Source organism: Helicobacter mehlei, assembly GCF_007280785.1.
Lineage (GTDB): Bacteria > Campylobacterota > Campylobacteria > Campylobacterales > Helicobacteraceae > Helicobacter > Helicobacter mehlei.
Window position 1 is genome coordinate 1 of the sequence record NZ_VKGC01000004.1, and the last position, 21,546, is coordinate 21,546.

Consider the following 21,546-nt stretch of genomic DNA (forward strand, 5'->3'; position numbering starts at 1 on the left):
ATACTTTCCTAGCTCTCAAATCTGCTCTACTTGTGGGAGCAACACAGGTAAAAAGCCACTGCACATTAGGAATTATGTCTGTCCTTGTTGTCAAACACACCATCACAGCAGACTAACGCCAGTATCAATATTAGAAAGGCTATATTTCTTTACAGAAGAGGGAAATGTTTTAACCATAGACTAAAATTGCCCACTAAAAATGAATCTCCCGACTTTAATTTTATGGAAAACTATATCAAATCACTGCCCTATTCTAAATCGCTAGAATAATTGTTTGTTCTTAGAAAATAAATCATATATTTATTTTAGTAGAATCAAATAAAATAGAAGCCACGCGGTTAAATGTTTTTATAAATCAATACTTTTTACAGATAGAGCCATTTTATTTTATTGGTTGATATGGTGCTTGATCGCTATGGCTATCAGCTCTAGACTGTGTTGTAACTGACCCTTCACTCAGATCAAGCAGACCTGCAACAAGTGAGGTGCAAAACGTTTGATGAGGGTTTTTGCCATATTTTGCGAAACGCTTTGGCAGATGTGATCGGGGTTTGGGTTTAAGTCTATAGAGGATAGGATAAGGACTCACACCAAGCAAGCCAGGCAAAGTGTGGGCGTTTTGCTTGGCTCTCATCAATCAAAAGTTCCATCCACTCAAAACGCACGCTCAACTCACAAAACACAAGCACAACCCGATCCAACACCAATTTGCAAACAAGTAGCTTTAAACCCTTGTGCGACCTTGATATAGAACTTTTGTATCCAAACCCCCAGTCTGGCAAAATTATAGCACCGCCTCGTAAATTGGGGGCGGGCAGAGCCCAAACAAGATTTAAAAAGTGTAGTTTAAGTAAGCCGTAACCGAGCGTCCGGGGCCGGGTTGCAAGCCAGCCGGGCTAGAGCCAATCCCAGTAAAATAATACTTCATGTTGAAAAGATTATTGACCTGCAAGCTCCCCACAATCTTATGCCGTCCGCTTTCCCAGAAAATTTGACTCACCTCAACATTCCACACCCAATACCAAGGCAAGAGCCCTTCATGTTGGGTCATACACCACGCGGTGCATTGCCCCCCATTAATGGCATTGCTATAAAATTGCTTCCCATAATAACCCCCTGCTGCACTGTTGCCAATCCCGCTATAAGCCCGGCTATAAAAGTAGCTAGAAAGCCCAAAAGTGGTTTTGGCATAAGTGTAGCGCGCATCTAAGATGAATTGATAGGGGCTTACAAAGGGGAAGTGTTTGTTATAGCTAGTCCCGGGTAAAATATCGCCATTCAGGTCAGTCAGTCTGTAATGACTGGTAACACGGGTATCAATGTAGTTAAAGGCGGCATGGAATTGCAAGCCTTTAATGGGTCTGTAATATATCTCCAATTCCACGCCTTGAGAATAGCCATTTACCGGTTGCACCTGACAATTCCCCGCTCCCAGTGTGCAAGGAAGCTTGACAGCAAATTGCCCAGTGGCAAAATTACGCGCCCAAATTCTAAAGAAATCAGCATTAAAGCTAAGCTTGTCTTTGTAGGTGTAGCGTGCGCCCACTTCCACGCTGTCAAAGTGCTGGGTGAAGTATTCGGCTCCCCCATAGCTCAACACATCTAATTGCGGGGGGACAAAAGAGCGTTGGTAGTTAAAGTAGGTAAGCAAAGTGTGATCACCTTGCACAGGGATAAAGCCAATATTGAGCGAGGGCATCCAGTTATTCATGTGCTTGATTTTGGCTAGATCGGCTTTGGTGAATGATGCTGCCCAATTAGAGGCGTTCTCATTGTTATATTGCACGAAAGCATAACGCAACCCGGGCACGATGAAAAAACGCCCATCCCATGTTTCAATGCGATCGCTCAAATAAACGGCCGTGTAATTGTTGCGCCAGTTATTCCAGTTATGATATTTGCCATGCTTAGTATGGGGGTGCCAACCACTCATCACATTCGCTCCATCGCACAAAACCCCCGCCCCTTCTCCGGTAGTTTTGGTCGCACACTCATTGGTGTTAAAGTATTGGCGCTGTAAAAAGGTTGTTGTCATGAAGCGCAAGCCGGCAATAAAGGTTTGTTTAACCTTGCCGGTATTAACCACTAAATTTACTTTAGGCTCAAAGGCGTTATTGATAGAGCGCACAGGGTTTTCCACCTCCGTCCAGCCAGCATAATTGGTAGCGTAATAGGGCACGGCGGCTGTATAGCCGGGTAAGCCTTGAGCCGCACAGCTTGTTGCGTCATAACAAGTAACCATGTTGGCACTGTTATAACTGGAACTCACTTGGAAGTCCCTAGTCATGAACTGTCCGTAATAGGTGAAGCTAAAAGTCCCCCCCACTTTATCCAAATCCCCAAAGCGGTTTTCATACACGATCCCAAAGCGTTGGGATCGCCCACCTTTGGCATTAAAGGGGCGCAGATTGGCAAAGCGGTTGATCTTATAATCTTGCTCGCTGAGCGATCCAGGTTGAGCGATGTTGAATTTGTAGTACTGGTAATAGGCCTTGATCCCATTGTTTTCATTGATGTCATAGACCCCATCTAACCAATAGTTTTGGATATTAGTAGGGCTATTATCCCTAAAGCCCTGCCCCATCACCCAGTTAGCTTGGGCTTGCACCCCAAAATGCTTATTGATCATCCCCCCACTTCTAACATAGGTGTTGTAGAGTAAGTTGTTGCTCAAGGACTTTAGAAAAGAGGAATTACTGTTATTGGGGCTATTAAAACCCGCAAAAGAGGAATCGCCCGCATGGGTGTTAGCAAAACCCGCATTTCTAGCCTTAGCCCAAAAAGTCATTCTCTCAGCCACTTGGTTTTCCCAGCGTTTAGGGATGGGTTTTGTGATGATATTGACAATACCCCCATAGGTGTTAGGTCCATACTGCACACTCCCCCCGCCCTTGATCACATCGATGCGATCGATGGCTTGGAAAGTTACCGGAAAAATGTCCAACTCAATGTGGGAATAGGGAGCCATGTACACAGGGATACCATTAACTAGCATAAGAGTTGCGTTACTATGCCCTGAGCCCCCCGCCCCAAAGCCACGCACTTGGATGGTGGGCATGGCCCCCACACCGGTGACGTTCCTAACCTGCATGCCGGGCACATTCTGCAAGGCTTCTTCAATGCTTTGGTTGGCTTGTTGGGTGAGAGCTTTATTGGAGATCACCGTGCGGCTACCGGTGTATTTTTTAACTTCCTCATCTTGCCAACTCTTAGGGGCAGTAAGCCCGCTATAGCCCAAATTAACCTGCCCAGAATAATCTGTCCTGTCTTTTTGCCCCGCTGTGGAAACCTTGCCCAAGGTGTAGGTTTTATCTTCCTTGGCGAGCAAAGACTCAGAGCAAACCAAGCTAGTGCTTAACGCCAGTAGAAATTTTTTATGCAACATAAACTCCTTAAAAATTTCACACAAAATTTAAAAAACAGAAGAAGGCGTAAATCAAAAATGCACACTTTTGATACAAAAACGGTTAAAAACTCAATGTCTAGTAATAAAAACAAAAGACTGTTAATAAATTGGATGGATTTTACCATGTGAAACTTAAAGAGCGACCCTATTGGCATGGAGTTGGCAAATTTTGACCACTAAACCTAATTAGTGGCTTTGGTTATCCTAAGAACTACCCAGAACTTATGGCATAATTAGTATAATAATAAATCCATAATGCATAATTGATAGGCTGTGATGATGACTGAAGCTGTTGTGCTGTTGAACATGGGCGGACCCAACAATCTCTATGAGGTTGAAGTGTTTTTAACAAATATGTTTAACGATCCATGTATCTTGCCCATTAAGAGCCATTTTTGGCGCAAAATCCTAGCTAAAATCATTATCCAGAGCCGTTTAAACAAGTCCAAAGACATTTATAAAAACATCGGGGGCAAATCCCCCATTAACGAGCTGAGTGCCCAGCTCGTCCAAGAGCTAAGGGAGCTAGACCCCACGCGGCACTACACCTATGCGATGCGCTACACACCGCCTTTTGCACCCATGGTCTTTGCTGAGTTGCAACAACAGGGTTTCCACTCCATTTTGCTTTTTTCCATGTATCCCCAATATTCCACCACCACGACCCTATCTTCCATGCAAGATGCCCTGCAAGCCCTTAAAAACCTCAACTACACGCCCACTCTCTCTAGCATTGATCGCTTTTATACCCACAATCTTTATAACCAAGCCATTTTAGCCAGCATTGCAGAAACCATGCAAGGCCATAACCCCCAAGAATTTGTGTTGGTTTTCTCTGTGCATGGCTTGCCCGTACGTATGGTTGAGGAGGGCGATCCTTATGAAGCCGAATGCCGCCACCATGTGAGTTTGCTCAAGCGCGCCTTGATCCCCTTTGGCTTTAAAGCCATTGAATTATCTTACCAATCCAAGCTAGGTCCTTTAAAGTGGTTAGAACCCAGCACTCTAGAAATGATTGAGCACCACCGCAAAAACAAAATCCTCATCTACCCCCTTGCTTTTAGCATTGATAATTCCGAAACCATCTACGAATTACACATCCAATACAAATGGGAGGCGATGCGCCTAGCCGTGCCCAAGTTTTTGGTTTGCCCATGCTTGAATGCTAATTTGGCTTTTGCAAATGCCATTTTAGATTTGATTCAGTATGGCGATCGCAAAACACTTTCTCTAAGCGAATAATTAGCACAAAAAGCTACAATGAATGAAAAAACAAGGAAGATTGATGAAAAAAAGTGGTCTTTATGCTCTCTTATTAGCTCTTTTTGCCCATGTGGCTTTTGCCAGCAGTGATGACAAGATCGATGAATCCATGATCAGCTCAGGGGCGATCTCCCCTAAAAGCGCGCAAGAAGATGCCAACAATTTAGACAAACAAAGTTACGCCGGCTTAGAAGATGTCTTTTTAGATACCAAGACCATCACCCCCAATGGCAAATACATGCTCTTAGTCTTTGGGAAAAATGGGTGTGCTTATTGCGAATTGCTCAAAAAAGATATCAAACAACGCCAAGACCTGAAAAGCTTTATCAAACAGCACTATAGTGCCTACTACATTAACATTAGCTACACCAAAATGCACGAGTTTAAGATCGGCACCAAGAAAAAGCCTAGAAATGTCGTCCTCTCCACCTCCCAGCTTGCCCAAGTCTATGATGTAAGCTCCACACCCACCATTGTTTTAGCCGATTCCAATGGCCAAACCATTTACGAGCTCCCCGGTTATATGCCCTCTAAGCAATTCTTGGCGGTTTTGGAGTTTATTGGCAATGGCCTATATAAGGGCATCACAGATGATAAGGTTTTTGTTGAAAAATTACGCGACTACATTTTGAAAAAATCCCGAGCTTAATTTGATATGCAAGTCAAGCAGATATTTGGTTTCTTTTTTGGCTCTTTTTGGATCGCTATTCCCTTGATGATCGTTTATGCCACAGCTTGTGCTATGGCAACCTTTATCGAAAATGACTATGGTACGCCCGCTGCCCAAGCGGTGGTTTATGGCACTTGGTGGTTTAGTGCCCTGCATGTGTATTTGCTCATGGTCATCATTGGCACGCTGATCACCTCTAGGGCATTCCAAAGAAGGCGTTATGTGAGTATCTTTTTCCACAGTGCGCTGGTGTTGATCATCTTGGGTGCTGGGATAACGCGTTTTTTTGGTTTTGAAGCCACCATGCATATTCGCGAAAACCAAACTTCTAATTCCATCACCACTACCGCAACTTATTTGAACTTACACATTGACAAACCCGGACAAGCCCCGCTAGATTTTTCCTTTAAAAGCAATCTCTCGCCCTTTTCCAAACACCTTTCCAACCAAGAGGTGATGGTTTATGATAAACCCCTTTTGTTAGAGCCCCTCAAAGTCCTCAAACAAAGTGCTGACAAGAAAGATAACCGCGCGTTGTTAGAACTCAAGGCAAGTTATGATGGGGAGAGCCATGTCTATCAGATTATCGGTGGGCATGGGATTGAAAGTCAAAGTGTAGTAGCCACCCTTAAGGGTGTGCAAATCGCCATTAGTTGGGGCGTAACCCAAAAAAAACTGCCCTTCAAGCTCAAGCTCAAACGCTTTGAATTGGAACGCTATCCCGGATCGATGAGCCCCTCTTCTTATGCCTCTGAAATTGAAGTTTTGGATTCTAAGGATCAACTCATCATGCCCTACCGGATTTTTATGAATCATGTTTTGGATTATGGCGGATACCGCTTTTTCCAATCCTCCTACGATCGCGATGAAAAGGGTACAATTTTATCGGTCAATCGGGATCCGGGTAAAAATCTAACTTACTTGGGTTATGCCGTGCTGATCTTGGGCGCATTGCTCATGCTCTTTAGCCATAGTGGGCGTTTCCAAAGGCTCTCCCGTTTTTTAAAATCCCAAAAAATCAACGCGTTTTTGTTAGTCTCTTTAGTGGCCCTGAGCTCCCACACTTTGCGTGCTGATGACTCCAAGCAGGGCAAGATCGACATGCACGGGGGTAAATCGGTTGCTACGCCTTTGGATAATATGGGAAAACTCAGCCTAGAAAAAGAGAAAATGGCTAATATCAACGCCCAAATTATCCAGCGCATGAAAAATCTTAAAGTACACTCCAAGGATCAACTAGGGCAGTTCCAACGCCTGCAGATTCAAGGCTTTGAGGGGCGTATCAAGCCTTTAGACACCCTGAGCATGGATTTGATCCACAAAATCACCCACCAAGATGGCTTTAAGGGCATGGATAATATCCAAGTGATGCTGGGCATGATGCTCTATCCGGATGATTACAAGAGTATCAAAATGATCTACACCTCCACACCTAGACTACGCACCATGCTGGGCGTGCCCGCCAATCAAAGACGCATTGCCTTTTTAGATGTCTTTGGCCCGCATGGGTATAAGTTGCAAAACTATGTAGAAGAGATCAACCAAAAAGCCCCCAAGGATCGCGATGAATTTGATAAAGATGTGCTCAAAGTCGATGAGCGCATTAACCTAGTCTATATGATCTTTAGCGGGAGCATTTTAAAGATTTTCCCCGAGAAAACTTCTCATGCATGGCTTTCCCCTGCTGAGGCGATCAAGAGCAGTGATCCCGAGCTTGTCAAGCAAGCCACGCATTTTTTGCGCGCGCTGTTTGTGGGCTTTGATGCGGGGGTGGAGAACAATAAATGGGATGGCATCAATCAAACTTTAAAAGAGCTAGGGGCTTACCAAAAGGCCCATAGCAAGCTCTATTTGCCCGCCAGCCGCATTAGCTCCGAGATTTTCTTAAACCATAGCAATTTTTTTAACTCCCTGACTATCCCCTATCTTTTGCTGGGTGTGGTGTTATTGATCGTGGTGCTGGTGGGGACTTTCAAAAACCAGGCACCGCGTGCGTGGTTGCATTGGGGATTTTACGGGCTATTGCTCTTATGCGCCCTAGCCCATAGTACAGGCTTGCTCTTAAGGTGGTATGTCAGTGGGCACTCGCCTTGGAGCAATGCCTATGAATCCATGCTCTATATTTCTTGGGCGGCTGTGGTGGCCGGACTCATCTTGCGTTCCAATTTAGCCTTGTGTGCCTCTAGCTTTTTAGCAGGCACGGCGTTATTTGTCGCGCATTTAGGCTTTATGGACCCCCAAATTAGCAATCTTGTGCCCGTGCTCAAATCCTATTGGCTCAATATCCATGTGTCCATCATCACGGCTAGTTATGGCTTTTTGGGCTTATGTTTTATCTTGGGGCTTTTGACCTTGATTTTATTTGTGTTGCGGAGCAAAAAACGCCCCCATATCGATCAAACCATTCTCTCTTTGAGCGCGATTAATGAGATGGGCATGATCTTAGGGCTTTTCATGCTCACTGTGGGTAACTTTTTGGGGGGTGTGTGGGCTAATGAATCTTGGGGGCGTTATTGGGGCTGGGACCCTAAAGAGACTTGGGCACTCATCTCCATTGCGGTCTATGCGGTGATCTTGCATTTGCGCTTTTTACGCTTTGAGTTCATGCCCTATGTCTTTGCCTCAGCTAGCGTGTTGGGCTTTTACTCCATTTTGATGACTTATTTTGGGGTGAATTACTACCTCTCTGGCATGCACAGCTATGCTGCTGGCGATCCTTTACCCATCCCTGGTTTTCTCTATCCCTTTGTGGCCTCGACCTTTATCTTAATTTTGCTAGCGGGCTTGAAGCGTAAATTAGTGATGGCTAAGGTCTAGCCAGTCCTTGACTTTTGCCCATTTTTTCACTAGAATTTGGGCATACCTGTTTTCCTCTTAACCGATTTAATAGCGTTGCCAGTCTGTCAAAACGCAAAACCAATGTAAGTTAAGGATATTAATGGCGCAAGAGCACCACAAGCAAAAGACACACACCCCTGTGAGCGGGTATCGCATCGAGGAGTTGCGTGCCCAGCCCACCGAAAAACTCCTAGAGATTGCCAATGAATTAAAGGTGGAAAACCCCCAAGAGTTCAAACGGCAAGATTTGATGTTTGAAATCCTCAAAAATCAAGTGAGTCAGGGCGGGTATATTCTTTTTACCGGAATTTTAGAAACCGCCAATGAAGGCTATGGCTTTTTGAGAGGGATGGATGGGAGTTTTTCAGATAACCAAAATGATACTTATGTGAGTCATTCCCAAATCAAGCGTTTTGCGCTTAGAAATGGCGATGTGGTAACCGGGCAGGTGCGGCCACCAAAAGATCAGGAAAAATATTACGCCCTGCTTAAAATTGAAGCGGTCAATTACTTGCCCCTAGATGAAATCCGTAACCGCCCGCTGTTTGATAATCTCACCCCGCTTTTCCCCACCGAACAAATCAAATTGGAATACGAGCCTATCAAAGTAACCGGACGCATGCTCGATCTCTTTAGCCCCATTGGCAAGGGACAACGCGCGCTTATTGTCGCCCCACCCCGCACGGGCAAGACCGAATTGATGAAAGAATTAGCCCATGGGATCACCTCCAACCACCCCGAAGTGGAATTGATTGTTTTATTGGTGGATGAACGTCCTGAGGAAGTGACCGACATGCAAAGGAGCGTGCGCGGGCAGGTTTTTAGCTCCACTTTCGATCTGCCCTCCACTAACCATATCCGTATTGCTGAGTTGGTGCTAGAGCGGGCTAAAAGGCGCGTAGAAATGGGTAAGGATGTGGTGATCTTGTTAGATTCTATCACCCGCCTAGCCCGTGCTTACAATGCCGTAACGCCCTCTAGTGGCAAGGTGCTCACCGGAGGCGTGGATGCTAATGCGCTACACAAGCCCAAGCGTTTTTTTGGAGCCGCACGCAACATTGAGGAGGGGGGGAGCTTAACCATCATTGCTACCGCCCTGATTGAAACCGGATCGCGCATGGATGAGGTGATCTTTGAGGAATTTAAAGGCACAGGCAATAGCGAGATCGTGCTCGCACGCAGTATCTCCGATCGGCGCATTTACCCCGCCTTTGATGTGCTTAAATCCGGCACCCGTAAAGATAATATCTTGCTGGGCAAGGACAAACTCACCAAGGTTTGGGTGTTGCGCAATGTCATGCAACAAATGGACGATGTGGAAGCCCTCAATTTTATTTACTCTAAAATGCAAACCACCAAGGATAACCAAGAGTTTTTGAATCTGATGCATGAAAACACCTGATGCGTGTGGGGGTTTTTGATAGCGGTATTGGGGGCTTGAGCGTGCTTAAAAGCGTGCTGGAGGCGCGCTTATTTGCAGAGGTGATCTACTATGGCGACACCGCCCGCGTGCCCTATGGCCCTAAGGATCAGATCACAATTGAACGCTTTTCCCTAGAGGCATTGGACTTTTTCAAGCCCCACCAAATCGATTTGTTAATCGTGGCGTGTAACACCGTGAGTGCGTGGGCACTGCCGGCTATGCGCGCGCGTACAGACATGCCCATTGTGGGTGTGATTGAGCCCGGGGTACTGGCTATTACACAGGACACACCCAAAAATGCGTCTATTTTAGTTCTAGGCACCAACGCAACCATTAGCTCAGGACGCTATGAAAGAGAACTCAAAACACAGGGCTATACCTCTATTAAAAGCCTAGCCACTGGGCTTTTTGTCCCCTTGATTGAAGAGGGAATTTTGCAAGGTCCTTTGCTGGAGGCTTGCATGCACCATTATTTTCAAGATCTCCAAAATGCCCCCGATGTGGTGGTGCTGGGTTGCACGCATTTTCCCTTGATCATCTCTAGTTTGCAAGGCTACTTTACCCACTATTTTAAGCACGCTTGTAAGTTTGTACATTCCGGGAATGCCATCGTGCGGCATTTGCAAGAGCACCACCACCTAAGCCCCTTGTCTAACCCTCCCAAAGTGCGCTTTTTTGCCAGTGGAGATGTGGTTATGCTTAAAGCCCAAGCCAAAGCGTGGTTGGGTTTGGAACAAATGTAGGCCTACCAAAAGCACCAAAACGGGGTCAAGGTTACGACCTTATGCTGAAACTAAGTTTTTTTGGGCTAAAATCGCCCTTATTTTAAGCAATATGGGAAGTAATGGAGATCAAGAGAGCTTTTTTAGATCATTTCAAGCATCTCGATCACATGGAGGTGCCAAGTTCTAGCCTCGTGCCTGTGGATTCTTCTTTGCTCTTCACCAATGCGGGCATGGTGCAATTCAAAGATATTTTTTTGGGCAAAACCAAGCCTTTTACCAAGCGCGCCACCAGTGCCCAGCTGTGCATGCGCGCGGGGGGCAAGCACAACGACTTAGAGAATGTGGGATATACCAACCGCCACCATACTTTGTTTGAGATGTTAGGTAATTTTTCCTTCTTTGACTACTTCAAAGAGGAAGCCATCGCCTATGCTTTTTCTTTTGTCCAAAAGTTGGGTTTTAAGCAACAAGATATTTATGTCAGTGTGCATGAAAAGGACACACAAGCCTATGAACTTTGGCAAAAATTTGTCCGCCCCGATCACATTAAAAAAATGGGCGATAAGGATAATTTTTGGCAAATGGCGGATACGGGGCCTTGTGGGTATTGCAGTGAGATTTATATTGATCAGGGGGATCGTTATTTCCACTCTAGCGAGGATTATTTTGGGGGTGAGGGGGATCGCTTTTTAGAAATTTGGAACTTGGTTTTTATGCAATATGATCGCTCCGAACAGGGGGTCTTAAACCCATTAAGCCAGCCTTGCATTGATACGGGCATGGGTTTGGAACGTGTGCAGGCTCTTTTAGAAGGCGTGCATAATAACTTTGATAGCTCACTCTTCAAGCCCTTGATGGCTAGCATTGCCAATGTATTTGATCTCAACTATAACGACCATTTGGAATCCTTTAGGGTGCTAGCCGATCACGCTAGGAGCGTGGCGTTTTTGCTGGCGATGGGGGTTTATTTTGAAAACACGGGGCGGGGGTATGTCCTCAGACGCATTTTGAGGCGGGCACTCAGGCATGGGTATTTGTTGGAACTTAGTAAGGGCAAGGAATTGGATACGCCCTTTTTCCATAAGATTTTAGGGGATTTGTGCGATTCTATGCCTGATTATCCGTTACTCAAAGAGCACCAAGAGAGTATCCAAGCCGAATGCCGTGTTGAAGAAGAATTGTTCTTAGCCACGCTCAATAAGGGCATGCATTTATTTGAAAGTGCCTTGCAAGAGTGTAGCGGGTCGAGCTTTAGCGGGGCGGTGGCTTTTAAACTCTATGACACCTATGGCTTCCCCCTAGATTTAACTATGGACATGTTGCGCGATAAGCAAATGCATGTCGATATGGCAGAATACCAAGCTTGTATGCAAGAGCAAAAACAACGCTCCATGCATAGTTTTAAGCAAACAAATGCCAAAGATGGTTTAAAGGCGTTGGATTTAAGTGCACTTGAGCCCAATGAATTTGTGGGCTATGACTATGATGAGGTGCGTGCTAAGGTTGTGGCACTCTACATGGGTGTGGATCGCAAAGCATATGTTGTGTTGGATAGAACCCCTTTTTATGCGCAAGGGGGCGGGCCTATTGGGGATAGGGGGGCAATCTTGGATACCAACCATGTTTTGTTGGCTCAGGTTTTGGATACCCAAAAGGTGGGGGGAATCAATGCCAGCTTAATCGAACTTGAGTCTAGGGCTAGCCTGGAGGTGGGCGATGAAGTGATCGCCCAAGTCTTTGATCGCGCTGAGATTGCCAAACACCATAGCGCGACCCACCTTTTACACCTTGCCCTAAGAGAGATTTTAGGGGCTGTGGCTAGACAGGAACATAAAAACGCCCAAATCCAGCAGAAGGGTAGCCACATTGAGCCCCACCGCTTGCGCTTTGATTTTAGCTTTTATCGTAACTTGGAGGACACCGAGATTGCCCAAATTGAAGCTTTTGTGAATGATAAAATCTGTGCGGGGGCAAGCACCGCTATAGAGAGTATGGGGGCTGAGTGTGCTAAGAGCAGTGGGGCGGTGATGCTCTTTGAGGATAAGTATTTAGAACAGGTGCGTGTGGTGGAGATCGCCGGGAGCTTGGAGGCATGCGGGGGGGTGCATGTGAGTAATAGTGCGCATATTGGGGGCTTTGCGGTAATCAAAAGTGCGAGCGTGAGTGCTGGAGTGCGCCGTTTGGAGGCGGTATGTGGGAAGGCTTATTATGACTTTGTGGCTAAGGAGCGTGCCGTGCTCAAAGAAGCGCGCCAAAGGCTTAAAAACCCCGATCTGCTAAAAGCCTTGGAGCAAAAAGAACAGCAAGGGACAAAATCCAAAGGGGCGAATGCTTGCCTAGAAGCCCTCAAGCTCTATCCCATTGCCCATAAAAAGCTCCAACTAGCAGTGTTGTTGGCACAAAAACAAGATTTGAACACTTTCTTTGCCTTTGTGGATCAGTATAAAAAAAATCAAGAGCCCCTGGTGGCGATTTTTAAGCACCATAACGCCCAAAAACATGCGCTAGATGTGGTGCTTAAAAGCGTGGGGGCTCATGACATGCTAGCTTTGCTAGAGGTTTTAAAAACGCATGTGCAGAGTTTGGGCTACACGACAAAGGGTGGGGGCAAAAAAGACCATGCGTCTTTGAGTATTAGCAAAAAAGATCAAGCAGAATGGGGGGCACAAGAAATCCAAGCCCTAGCCCAAGAGTTGTGCCAAGTTGCGCTCAAAAGTTTGGAGAGCTAGTGCATACCAATACTCTTTTTTTAATGCTCTTTGTGTCCTTGATCTTGGGGTTGGTGGGCTTGCTCATTTTCTTGTGGGGTTTGAAGGGCAAGCAATTTAGCGATGAGAAAAAAATGTTAGAGTCGCTTTTGTACGATGGTCCAGATGATCTTAACCTTGCCAAACAAGAAGAGGAATTGAAGAAAAAGAAAGGGTAATATGACTACAATTTACGATGTGTTGGTCGTGGGGGCAGGACCTAGCGGGATTGCCACCGCTGTAGAGTGCCAGTTGAATGGAATCCATAAAGTTTTGTTGTGCGAAAAAGAGGAACAATGTTGTGGCATGTTGCGCAAATACTACAAAGCGCATAAGAGGGTGGATAAAGATTACCGCAAGCAAGTTGTGGATATTAGGGGGCATATCCCCTTTGTGGATACGGACAAAGAGGGGGCTTTAGCGGTTTTTGAAAAGGCATTAGAGGAGCACCAAACAGAGGTGCGTTACAAATGCGGCATTGAAAGCGTGCAAAAAAAAGGCGATCTCTTTGAGGTCGTAACGGGCAACAATGAAATCTTGCAGGCGCGCGCTGTGGTGATCGCCATTGGTAAAATGGGGCAACCCAATCGCCCCTCTTATCCCATTCCAGTGGGGGTGATGCGCCAAGTGGTTTATACGATCAATGATTGCAAGGAGCGGGAGGAATTGTTGGTGGTGGGTGGGGGCAATTCAGCCGTGGAATACGCCATTGCTCTAGCCAACACTAACCACACCACTTTAAATTACAGGCAAAAGACTTTTAGCCGTGTGAATGCGGAAAATTTAAGTGCTCTAGAAGAGGCTTTTGCGCATAATCTCAAACAAAAATTGGGCGTGGATATTGAAGGTCTAGAGGCTTTGGAGGGGCGTATCCAAGTGAATTTTAATGACGGATCGCATGGAGTCTATGATCGGATTTTATTTGCCATTGGGGGTTCTACGCCTTTGGAGTTTTTGAGAAAATGCCAAGTATCCTTAAATGCGTCCAACTTGCCCATTGTGGATGATAAACACCAAAGCAATATCGAGCATCTGTACATCGTAGGGGACATCGTTTATAAATCGGGGGCGAGTATTGGGATCGGACTGAATGCGGGTTTTGATGTCGCCCAAGTGCTTAAAGAGCAATTAGCCTAGTGTTGAAAACGCGAGTTAGGGCGGGGTGGCTACTCTTTATTGGGATTTTAATGTTAGGCTCAGTCCAATTTAGTCAAGGAGAACACATGCAGGTTTTTAAAGTTTTTATCAAAACAGATGATCGGGGGTTTTTGGACCTTAAGTTTGGGGGGAATGCAGAGGTAGCGTTTTTAGATCGTGGCTTACCCAAGCGATCCCCTAAAATTAGCTGGGAGAAAGTGCCCGGAGCTAAGAGCTATGCCCTAGAGATCGTGGATTATGATGCCAGCGCGGTGATGGGCAAACCCTTCATCCATTGGGTGGTGGGCAACATTATGAGCACTGAATTGCCTGAAAATGCTTCCAAAGAGGACAAAAACATTTTACAAGGGATCAATTCGCTCACAGAGGGCTATTGGCGCTCCTCTTTAAGTCCAGAGCAAAAGCAGGCTTCCAACCTAGACAATAGCGACTATATTGGACCCATGCCCCCCGATCGCGATCACCATTATTTAATTCAAGTCTATGCCCTCGATGTGGCGCATTTGGATCTAAAACCTCCTTTTTTTATTAACCACTTACACGATGCCATGCGTGGGCATATTTTAGGCTTGGGGCGTGTAGAGTTCAAATACCCCCAAATGCGTGCGCGTTAGTCTCATTGGGTTTTAAACTTAGGTATGTTAGGATCGGGGGCTATTTACATTTGAAGTGGTGCTGAAAAATAAAAAAGGGTTGGAGATGCAAGAGGGTTCTGTCTTTGATTTTGACATCCATGCGATCAGTCAAATTCTCCCACACCGCTACCCGTTTTTGTTGGTGGATCGGGTGGTGCACTTGGAGACTTTTAAAGATGTGCATGCATATAAGAATATCACCTATAACGAAGAGGTGTTCGTGGGGCATTTCCCGGGCAAACCCATTTATCCGGGTGTGCTGATTGTGGAGGGCATGGCGCAAGCAGGAGGGTTACTGGCTTTTATTAGCCTCTTTGGATTTGATCCGGGTGTAGCTAGTACCAAAATCGTCTATTTCATGACTATTGATCGGGTTAAGTTTAGAAATCCGGTGATCCCGGGGGATCAATTACATTATCATTTGACAGTCCAAAAACACAAGGGCATGATTTGGCAGGTAGCGGGCGTGTCCAAAGTGGGGGACAAAGTTGTCGCTGAAGCTGAACTTAAAGCAATGATTGTGGATCGCAAGGAGGAAAAGGCATGAATATCGCTCCTAGTGCCATTGTGGATCCGCGCGCGCAAATCCATAGCACGGCTAAGATCGGGCATTTTTGTGTCATTGGACCCGATGTGGTGCTAGAGGAGGGAGTGGAACTTTACAACAATGTTACTTTGCTAGGGATCACCACGATCAAAGCACACACCACTATTTTTCCTTACGCCACTTTAGGCACAATCCCCCAAGATTTAAAATACGAGGGCGAATCCTCTAAGCTCATTATTGGGGAGCATAATTTGATCCGTGAGTATTGCATGATTAACCCGGGCACTAAGGGTGGGGGGAATCAAACCATTATTGGCAACCATAATTTACTGATGGCTTATGTGCATGTTGCCCATGATTGCAAAATCGGGGATCATTGCATCTTGGCTAATGGGGTAACCTTAGCCGGGCATATTGAGATTGGCGATCATGTCAATATTGGCGGATTGACTGCAATCCACCAATTCACAAGGATCGCTAAAGGGTGCATGGTCGCTGGGGCGAGTGCTTTGGGTAGAGATGTCCCCCCTTATTGCAATGCTGAGGGCAACCGAGCGTTCATTAGAGGGCTAAACAGATACCGCATGCGCAAACTCTTAGAAAGAAGCGAGATTGACTTTATCAGCGTCCTTTATAAAAAACTCTTTGATCTCAAAGATACTTCGATCCGCAACAATGCGCTTAAAATTTTAGAGCAATACCCAGATAACCCACATGCCCAAGAGATTTGTAATTTTGTTTTGCAAAGCAATCGGGGCATTGCCATTAAAGAGGGATACTTCCAAGATGAGGAGGCAACATGAATACCCGTTATTGTAGTTTTTGCAATAAGCCCGAAAGCACCTTGCACCACCACCGTCGCTTGGTTTTTTCTTCGCGCAAATCTGGCAAAGACACCCACATTTGTGAATATTGTGTAGAATATCTTTATAAGGAACTCCACGCAGAATTGCCCACTCTGCACACGCGCAAATTCGATCACATTGGGGGCATGCTCCCCCCAAGCAAAACCCCCTCCATGGCTTTGATCCCCTCCCCTAGCACGCTCAAAGAAGCACTAGATAACTATGTGATCGGGCAAGAGGAGGCTAAGAGGGTTTTAAGCGTTGCCGTCTATGATCACTACAAACGGCTCAATTACCAAGAAAAGCACACGGAAAGCACCGCCCTAGAGGTGGAGATTTCCAAATCTAATATCCTCTTAGTAGGACCCACGGGGAGTGGTAAAACCTTGATGGCACAAACCCTAGCGCGCTTTTTAAATGTGCCCATTGCCATTAGCGATGCGACTAGCCTAACTGAGGCAGGTTATGTGGGCGAGGATGTGGAGAATATCCTTACGCGCTTGTTACAGGCTAGCGATGGGGATGTAGAGCGCGCCCAACGCGGGATCGTCTTTATTGATGAGATTGACAAGATCGCCCGACTCTCAGAGAATCGCTCCATCACGCGCGATGTGTCTGGGGAAGGCGTGCAACAAGCTCTTTTAAAGATCATTGAGGGGGCGGTGGTGAATGTGAGCCCTAGAGGCGGGCGCAAACACCCTAATGAAAATTTTGTGCAAATTGATACGACCAATATTTTATTCATCTGTGGCGGGGCATTTGATGGGATCATTGACATCATTAAAAGACGCGTGCATAGCAATGTCTTAGGCTTTGGGAGCGAAAAAAAGACCAAAGAACAACTTGAGGATATTTTGCACCTTGTAGAACCAGAAGACTTGATCTCCTATGGTTTGATCCCCGAGCTAATTGGGCGTTTGCCCGTGATCTCCGCACTCAAACCCATTTCCAAAGAGGCGATGATCGATATTTTGCAAAAACCCAAAAACGCCCTCATCAAACAATACCAAGAGCTGTTTAAAATGGACGATGTGGAATTGGTGTTTGAAGAAGATGCTGTAGAAGAGATTGCCAATTTAGCCATCAAACGCAAAGTCGGGGCTAGAGGCTTAAGAGCCATCATGGAGGATCTCACTTTAGATGTTAGATTTGATCTGCCCAGTCTCAAGGACTATCAGGTTATCATCACTAAAGAGTGCGTGCTCAAGCAGGAAAAGCCCTTGTTGATCAAAAAAAATAAGCCCTTGTTGATGCCCTCTTAAAATCCAAAAGAAAGAGTTTCATGATCCTAGATAAAATAATCGGTGTCTTTTCTCACGATGTAGCGATTGACTTAGGCACGGCTAATACCGTGGTATCTGTCAAGGGACAGGGTATCATCATCAACGAGCCTTCCATTGTCGCCGTCAAACTCAACAAATACGACCGCATGGAAGAGGTGTTAGCGGTGGGGAGCGAGGCTAAGGAGATGATTGGCAAAACGCCTGCTGGCGTGCAAGCCATTCGCCCCATGAAAGATGGGGTGATTGCTGATTTTGACATCACCGAGAAAATGATTCGTTATTTTATTGAAAAAGCCCACAAACGCAAATCCTTGATCCGCCCCCGAATCATGGTATGCGTGCCCTATGGGCTAACCAGCGTGGAGCGCAAGGCGGTTAAAGAGAGTGCAATGAGTGCGGGAGCTAGAGAGGTGTTTTTGATTGAGGAGCCCATGGCTGCAGCCATTGGGGCGGGCTTGCCGGTTAAAGACCCACAAGGGAGCTTGATTGTGGACATTGGCGGGGGCACAACAGAAATTGGGGTGATTAGTCTTGGGGGGTTGGTGGTGAGTAAGAGTATCCGTGTGGCGGGTAATAAGTTAGATGCTAGCATTGTAGATTATGTCCGCAAAACCTACAACTTGCAGATCGGGGAGCGCACGGGCGAGGAAATTAAAATCGCCATTGGGTCCGCCATTGAACTAGATCCCCCTTTAAAAATGGAAGTCAGCGGACGCGATCAAGTGAGCGGGATTTTAAACACCATTGAGCTCAATAGCGAAGATGTTAGAGAGGCGATCAAGGAACAGATTAAAGAGATCAGCAACGCCTTAAAATCTGTTTTAGAAGAGGTTAAGCCCGACTTGGCTGGGGATATTGTGGAAAATGGGGTTGTGCTCACAGGTGGGGGGGCTTTGATTCGTGGGCTAGATAAATATTTGAGCAATATTGTCAAGTTGCCCGTTTTTGTGGGCGAAGAACCACTTTTAGCGGTGGCTAGGGGCACAAGTAAAGCCATTGAAGATTTAGATTTATTGAGCAGTCTAGGGGATTTGTAGGATCAAGTTTGGTTGGTAAGCGGGGCATTTTAGTTTTAGGCGTTTTCTTCACTATCTTGTATTTGCTAGACATCCGTGGCTCTAGCAGTTATTTAAGCGATAAAATCAAAGTCTTTTTTTTAAACACCAAAGATTATTTTGTTTTGGGCTACCAAAAGCACTTCCAGCAAGCCCAAATGATTGAGGATTACCAGCAACAACTACAAGATTATCGCGATCTCAAATTGGCCTATGCTGACCTCATCAGCAAAAACAAAGCTCTAATGGTGGCGATTGACAATTTAGAAAATCTCCAAAAGACCTATGCGCCCAACACCTCAAATCTGTCCGCCCTCCTTTCTAACACCACTAAAAACCCACATGTTTGTACAATCCCCCTAGAGTCGGCCTTGATCCCCTCTCCGCTTTTTACACTCACGCGGGTTTATGGCTTTGCCAAGTTGGGCGATACCCACCAGTTACTCTTAGATGTCAAAGCCTCCTATCCCAAAGATCAGATTTTGGGCATGGTGGCATTTAACCGCACCATAGGGATTGCTGTGCAAAGAGATGGGCGTTTTGTGGGACTCTTGCATGGTGATCCGCAGACTAGCTATAGTGTGATGGTTAAAAATGGCGGGAAAGTCTATTATGGTTTTATCACCAGCGAGTCGTTTAATACCTATGTGAGCTTTTTGCCCGCCTATGCGCCCATCCAAGTGGGAGACCCCGTTTTTACCAGTGGCATGGATCACATCTTTAGCACGGGAATTTATGTCGGCAAAGTCGCCAGCATAGAAGATCACTACCTTTATAAAAGAGCCTTGCTCCAAGTCGATCCCCTCGATCAGATGATTTTTTACACCACCTTAGTGAGTATGCCATAATGCCAGATTTTGCGCGTTTTTACCAAGATTTGCTCTTGAGCGAGGGCGCATTTTTTTTAGAAAATAGTTTAGATGCGTTGCTAGATACACCCATCCCCCAAGACAAACAACTAGAAATTTTTAAGGTTTTCACTTCTAAAGCCCTCCACTTGTTTAAAAAAGGTGAGGTGTTGGGAATCAAATATTTGTATTTGGGCTTGTTGATTCCAGATATGATCGCCCTAGATATGGACTTTGAACGCTATTTTAGCCTCGCCCAGCAAGCCATGCAAGCTAGCAACAACCCAATCGAGACACGCATGTTTTTTGAGCTGGCTTGCATTGCCAAGTTGATGAGCGGGGCAAAATTAGAGGCGTTGCACTTTTTAACCGAACAACTTTGTTTGCAAGATAGTGCCTTTTTATGCCACTACAATGCCTTGATAATCGATCTTTTTACAAGATTAAAAGTCCCCTTTAGCACACCTAAATGCGTGCTTGACAAGCTCTTAAACCCTGCCTACTTTTTAGCCCACAATCACAAGACCCAACGCAACATTTTAAACGCCCAATTACATTTGCTTTGGAATGTCCCGCATTTTTTCGCCTCTAAAGAATGGTTAGGACTCTATGGAACTTACAAAGTTTTATTTATGGCTCTTTTGGAGGCAAATGCCCTAGATCATGCCCTATTTTTGCAATTTCTCATCTACCATGTGTGTGGGAATGCCTTTAGTGATGAGGCGCAATGGGAGGATTTTAATACCCATATCACTTTGATCGCCTCCAAGCACTACCCCCGACTCTTCCAGCAATACCTAGCCTCGCACGCCAAAAGCTACCCTTATTGCTTGGATCGTAGCACGCCCATTGTGATTGGTATTTTGCGGGATCGCTTGGTGGAAAACTCACCCTTCAAGGTGGAATGTTCGCTAATGGCGATGCTCACCAAGCACCCTGCCTTTAGCGCACGCTTTAAAATCAAGGTCTTTAGCATGGACTATGATGAAAAAAGCCCCAATGACCCCCAAGCGATCGCGTTGTTGCAAAATTTGGGCGAGTGGGCTAGCTTTGAGGGCGGGATTGAGCTCATCACCCTCCCAACAGGCGATGCCTTCTATCAAAGCCACCTAGAAAAAGCCTTGAGGCTAAAAGAATTGCTCCATGCCCACCAAGTGCGTGTTTTGATTAGCCCCAATAATGGCTATGGGATCAGTGATTTTTTGCTTGCCACCCGTTCCAGTGCGGTGCAAATTTACTATAGCCATGGCAACAAGGCTTATCACTTGGATACTCTAGAGGGTTATATGACCCACATTGCACCCACCATAGGGGCTTATAGCGAGTCAAATCTGCCCTATCTGGGTATTTTTGTCCCTATGCTCTCTTTTTTTTATAACCCCCCTCTAGATGCCTATAGCCAACACCTCATTAAAAAAACCCGTTCGTTTTATGTGTCTAATCCCGATGCGCTGATTTTGGGTACAATTGGGCGACTCACTAAACTAGATAGCCTAGAGTTTTTGCACAGTGTGTTAGAAATCCTGCACCAAGTGCCCCAAAGCGTGTATTTGGCATGCGGGATTGGTCCTAACCAAGCCATCCAAGAAAAATTAGAGCAACTCATCCAAAAACACAGTCTCCCGCCCTCTTTGTTGGAACGCTTTAAATTTGTGGGCTATGTAGATGCACATTTGTATGGGCATGTGATCGATTTGTTCTTAGATACTTTCCCCATGCAACAAGGCGAGAGCAAGGCGGAGTTTAGTGCTAAAAATAAACTGGTCTTAACCCTCTCAGAGAGCACGCCCCAAGCACGCCAAGAAAATTTTAATGCCTTTGTGCGCACCCACATGCCTGCCATTCAAGAACTTTGCGTTGCACATGCCATCAGTCTAGAGGATTACCAACGCTATTACCACCAAGAAGCCCAGAGCGTGATCGCCTTTAGCCCTAAGGATTACGTGGGCAAAGCCCTAGAACTCTTAAAACTCTGGCAAAGTCCCGATCGGCTACAAACCATGCTAGAGGAGCGATCGATCTTGCGCGTGATCACCCAAAAAATCAAAGCTAAGCAAAGCGCGGATTTAGTGGTAAAATACTTAGAGCAACTTTTGGGGTAGG

General features: G+C 45.8%; 16 protein-coding genes. 15 read left to right on the top strand and 1 reads right to left on the bottom strand.

The window, feature by feature from the left end:
• Nucleotides 1-832: 832 nt before the first annotated feature.
• Nucleotides 833-3,382, bottom strand: coding sequence for a TonB-dependent receptor family protein (locus tag FNE76_RS02350; protein WP_185962969.1), 2,550 nt, complete (start codon nt 3,380-3,382; stop codon nt 833-835).
• Nucleotides 3,383-3,685: 303 nt separating this feature from the next.
• Here FNE76_RS02350 and hemH point away from each other — a divergent pair, with 303 nt between their 5' ends.
• From hemH to FNE76_RS02425, 15 genes are all read left to right on the top strand, one after another.
• A complete protein-coding gene (gene hemH / locus FNE76_RS02355; protein ID WP_120955560.1) occupies nt 3,686-4,648 on the top strand; it encodes a ferrochelatase in 963 nt (320 codons plus the stop codon).
• 43 nt (nt 4,649-4,691) lie between these two features.
• Complete coding sequence (locus tag FNE76_RS02360; protein WP_120947945.1) at nt 4,692-5,318, top strand: SoxW family protein; 627 nt, start codon at nt 4,692-4,694, stop codon at nt 5,316-5,318.
• A 6-nt stretch (nt 5,319-5,324) separates the two neighbouring features.
• Nucleotides 5,325-8,156 carry a cytochrome c biogenesis protein CcsA gene (gene ccsA, locus FNE76_RS02365; protein ID WP_120947944.1) on the top strand — a complete coding sequence of 944 codons (2,832 nt, stop codon included), beginning with the start codon at nt 5,325-5,327 and terminating at the stop codon, nt 8,154-8,156.
• Between the two features lie 121 nt (nt 8,157-8,277).
• Nucleotides 8,278-9,579 (top strand): transcription termination factor Rho, encoded by a 1,302-nt coding sequence (gene rho, locus FNE76_RS02370; RefSeq protein ID WP_120947943.1) that lies wholly within the window; start codon nt 8,278-8,280, stop codon nt 9,577-9,579.
• Nucleotides 9,579-10,343 (top strand): glutamate racemase, encoded by a 765-nt coding sequence (gene murI, locus FNE76_RS02375; RefSeq protein ID WP_120947942.1) that lies wholly within the window; start codon nt 9,579-9,581, stop codon nt 10,341-10,343. The genes rho and murI overlap by 1 nt, the downstream gene beginning before the upstream one ends.
• A 101-nt stretch (nt 10,344-10,444) precedes the next feature.
• Entirely contained in the window at nt 10,445-13,054 is a 2,610-nt protein-coding gene (gene alaS, locus FNE76_RS02380; protein ID WP_120947941.1) for an alanine--tRNA ligase, read from the top strand.
• Nucleotides 13,054-13,251, top strand: coding sequence for a cbb3-type cytochrome oxidase assembly protein CcoS (gene ccoS / locus FNE76_RS02385; RefSeq protein ID WP_104758728.1), 198 nt, complete (start codon nt 13,054-13,056; stop codon nt 13,249-13,251). Before alaS ends, ccoS begins: the two co-directional genes overlap by 1 nt.
• Nucleotide 13,252: 1 nt before the next feature.
• Nucleotides 13,253-14,209, top strand: a complete 957-nt coding sequence (locus FNE76_RS02390) for an NAD(P)-binding domain-containing protein (RefSeq protein WP_143928359.1) — start codon at nt 13,253-13,255, stop codon at nt 14,207-14,209.
• 86 nt (nt 14,210-14,295) lie between these two features.
• Complete coding sequence (locus FNE76_RS02395; RefSeq protein ID WP_120947939.1) at nt 14,296-14,844, top strand: YbhB/YbcL family Raf kinase inhibitor-like protein; 549 nt, start codon at nt 14,296-14,298, stop codon at nt 14,842-14,844.
• An 85-nt stretch (nt 14,845-14,929) separates the two neighbouring features.
• A complete protein-coding gene (gene fabZ, locus FNE76_RS02400) occupies nt 14,930-15,412 on the top strand; it encodes a 3-hydroxyacyl-ACP dehydratase FabZ (protein ID WP_120947958.1) in 483 nt (160 codons plus the stop codon).
• Entirely contained in the window at nt 15,409-16,215 is an 807-nt protein-coding gene (gene lpxA / locus FNE76_RS02405) for an acyl-ACP--UDP-N-acetylglucosamine O-acyltransferase (RefSeq protein ID WP_120947938.1), read from the top strand. The genes fabZ and lpxA overlap by 4 nt, the downstream gene beginning before the upstream one ends.
• Entirely contained in the window at nt 16,212-17,519 is a 1,308-nt protein-coding gene (gene clpX / locus FNE76_RS02410; protein WP_120947937.1) for an ATP-dependent protease ATP-binding subunit ClpX, read from the top strand. The genes lpxA and clpX overlap by 4 nt, the downstream gene beginning before the upstream one ends.
• A 20-nt stretch (nt 17,520-17,539) precedes the next feature.
• Nucleotides 17,540-18,577 carry a rod shape-determining protein gene (locus tag FNE76_RS02415; RefSeq protein ID WP_006016944.1) on the top strand — a complete coding sequence of 346 codons (1,038 nt, stop codon included), beginning with the start codon at nt 17,540-17,542 and terminating at the stop codon, nt 18,575-18,577.
• 8 nt (nt 18,578-18,585) lie between these two features.
• Nucleotides 18,586-19,443, top strand: a complete 858-nt coding sequence (locus FNE76_RS02420) for a rod shape-determining protein MreC (protein ID WP_120947936.1) — start codon at nt 18,586-18,588, stop codon at nt 19,441-19,443.
• Nucleotides 19,443-21,545 carry a tetratricopeptide repeat protein gene (locus tag FNE76_RS02425; RefSeq protein ID WP_143928360.1) on the top strand — a complete coding sequence of 701 codons (2,103 nt, stop codon included), beginning with the start codon at nt 19,443-19,445 and terminating at the stop codon, nt 21,543-21,545. The genes FNE76_RS02420 and FNE76_RS02425 overlap by 1 nt, the downstream gene beginning before the upstream one ends.
• The last annotated feature ends 1 nt before the right edge of the window (nt 21,546 follow it).

Coding starts and splice junctions, on each gene's coding strand:
- alaS (WP_120947941.1), top strand. CDS start 10,445: ATGGAGATCAAGAGAGCTTTTTTAGATCATTTCAAGCATCTCGATCAC.
- FNE76_RS02425 (WP_143928360.1), top strand. CDS start 19,443: ATGCCAGATTTTGCGCGTTTTTACCAAGATTTGCTCTTGAGCGAGGGC.
- clpX (WP_120947937.1), top strand. CDS start 16,212: ATGAATACCCGTTATTGTAGTTTTTGCAATAAGCCCGAAAGCACCTTG.
- ccsA (WP_120947944.1), top strand. CDS start 5,325: ATGCAAGTCAAGCAGATATTTGGTTTCTTTTTTGGCTCTTTTTGGATC.
- FNE76_RS02395 (WP_120947939.1), top strand. CDS start 14,296: ATGCAGGTTTTTAAAGTTTTTATCAAAACAGATGATCGGGGGTTTTTG.
- FNE76_RS02360 (WP_120947945.1), top strand. CDS start 4,692: ATGAAAAAAAGTGGTCTTTATGCTCTCTTATTAGCTCTTTTTGCCCAT.
- fabZ (WP_120947958.1), top strand. CDS start 14,930: ATGCAAGAGGGTTCTGTCTTTGATTTTGACATCCATGCGATCAGTCAA.
- FNE76_RS02390 (WP_143928359.1), top strand. CDS start 13,253: ATGACTACAATTTACGATGTGTTGGTCGTGGGGGCAGGACCTAGCGGG.
- murI (WP_120947942.1), top strand. CDS start 9,579: ATGCGTGTGGGGGTTTTTGATAGCGGTATTGGGGGCTTGAGCGTGCTT.
- lpxA (WP_120947938.1), top strand. CDS start 15,409: ATGAATATCGCTCCTAGTGCCATTGTGGATCCGCGCGCGCAAATCCAT.
- rho (WP_120947943.1), top strand. CDS start 8,278: ATGGCGCAAGAGCACCACAAGCAAAAGACACACACCCCTGTGAGCGGG.
- FNE76_RS02415 (WP_006016944.1), top strand. CDS start 17,540: ATGATCCTAGATAAAATAATCGGTGTCTTTTCTCACGATGTAGCGATT.
- hemH (WP_120955560.1), top strand. CDS start 3,686: ATGACTGAAGCTGTTGTGCTGTTGAACATGGGCGGACCCAACAATCTC.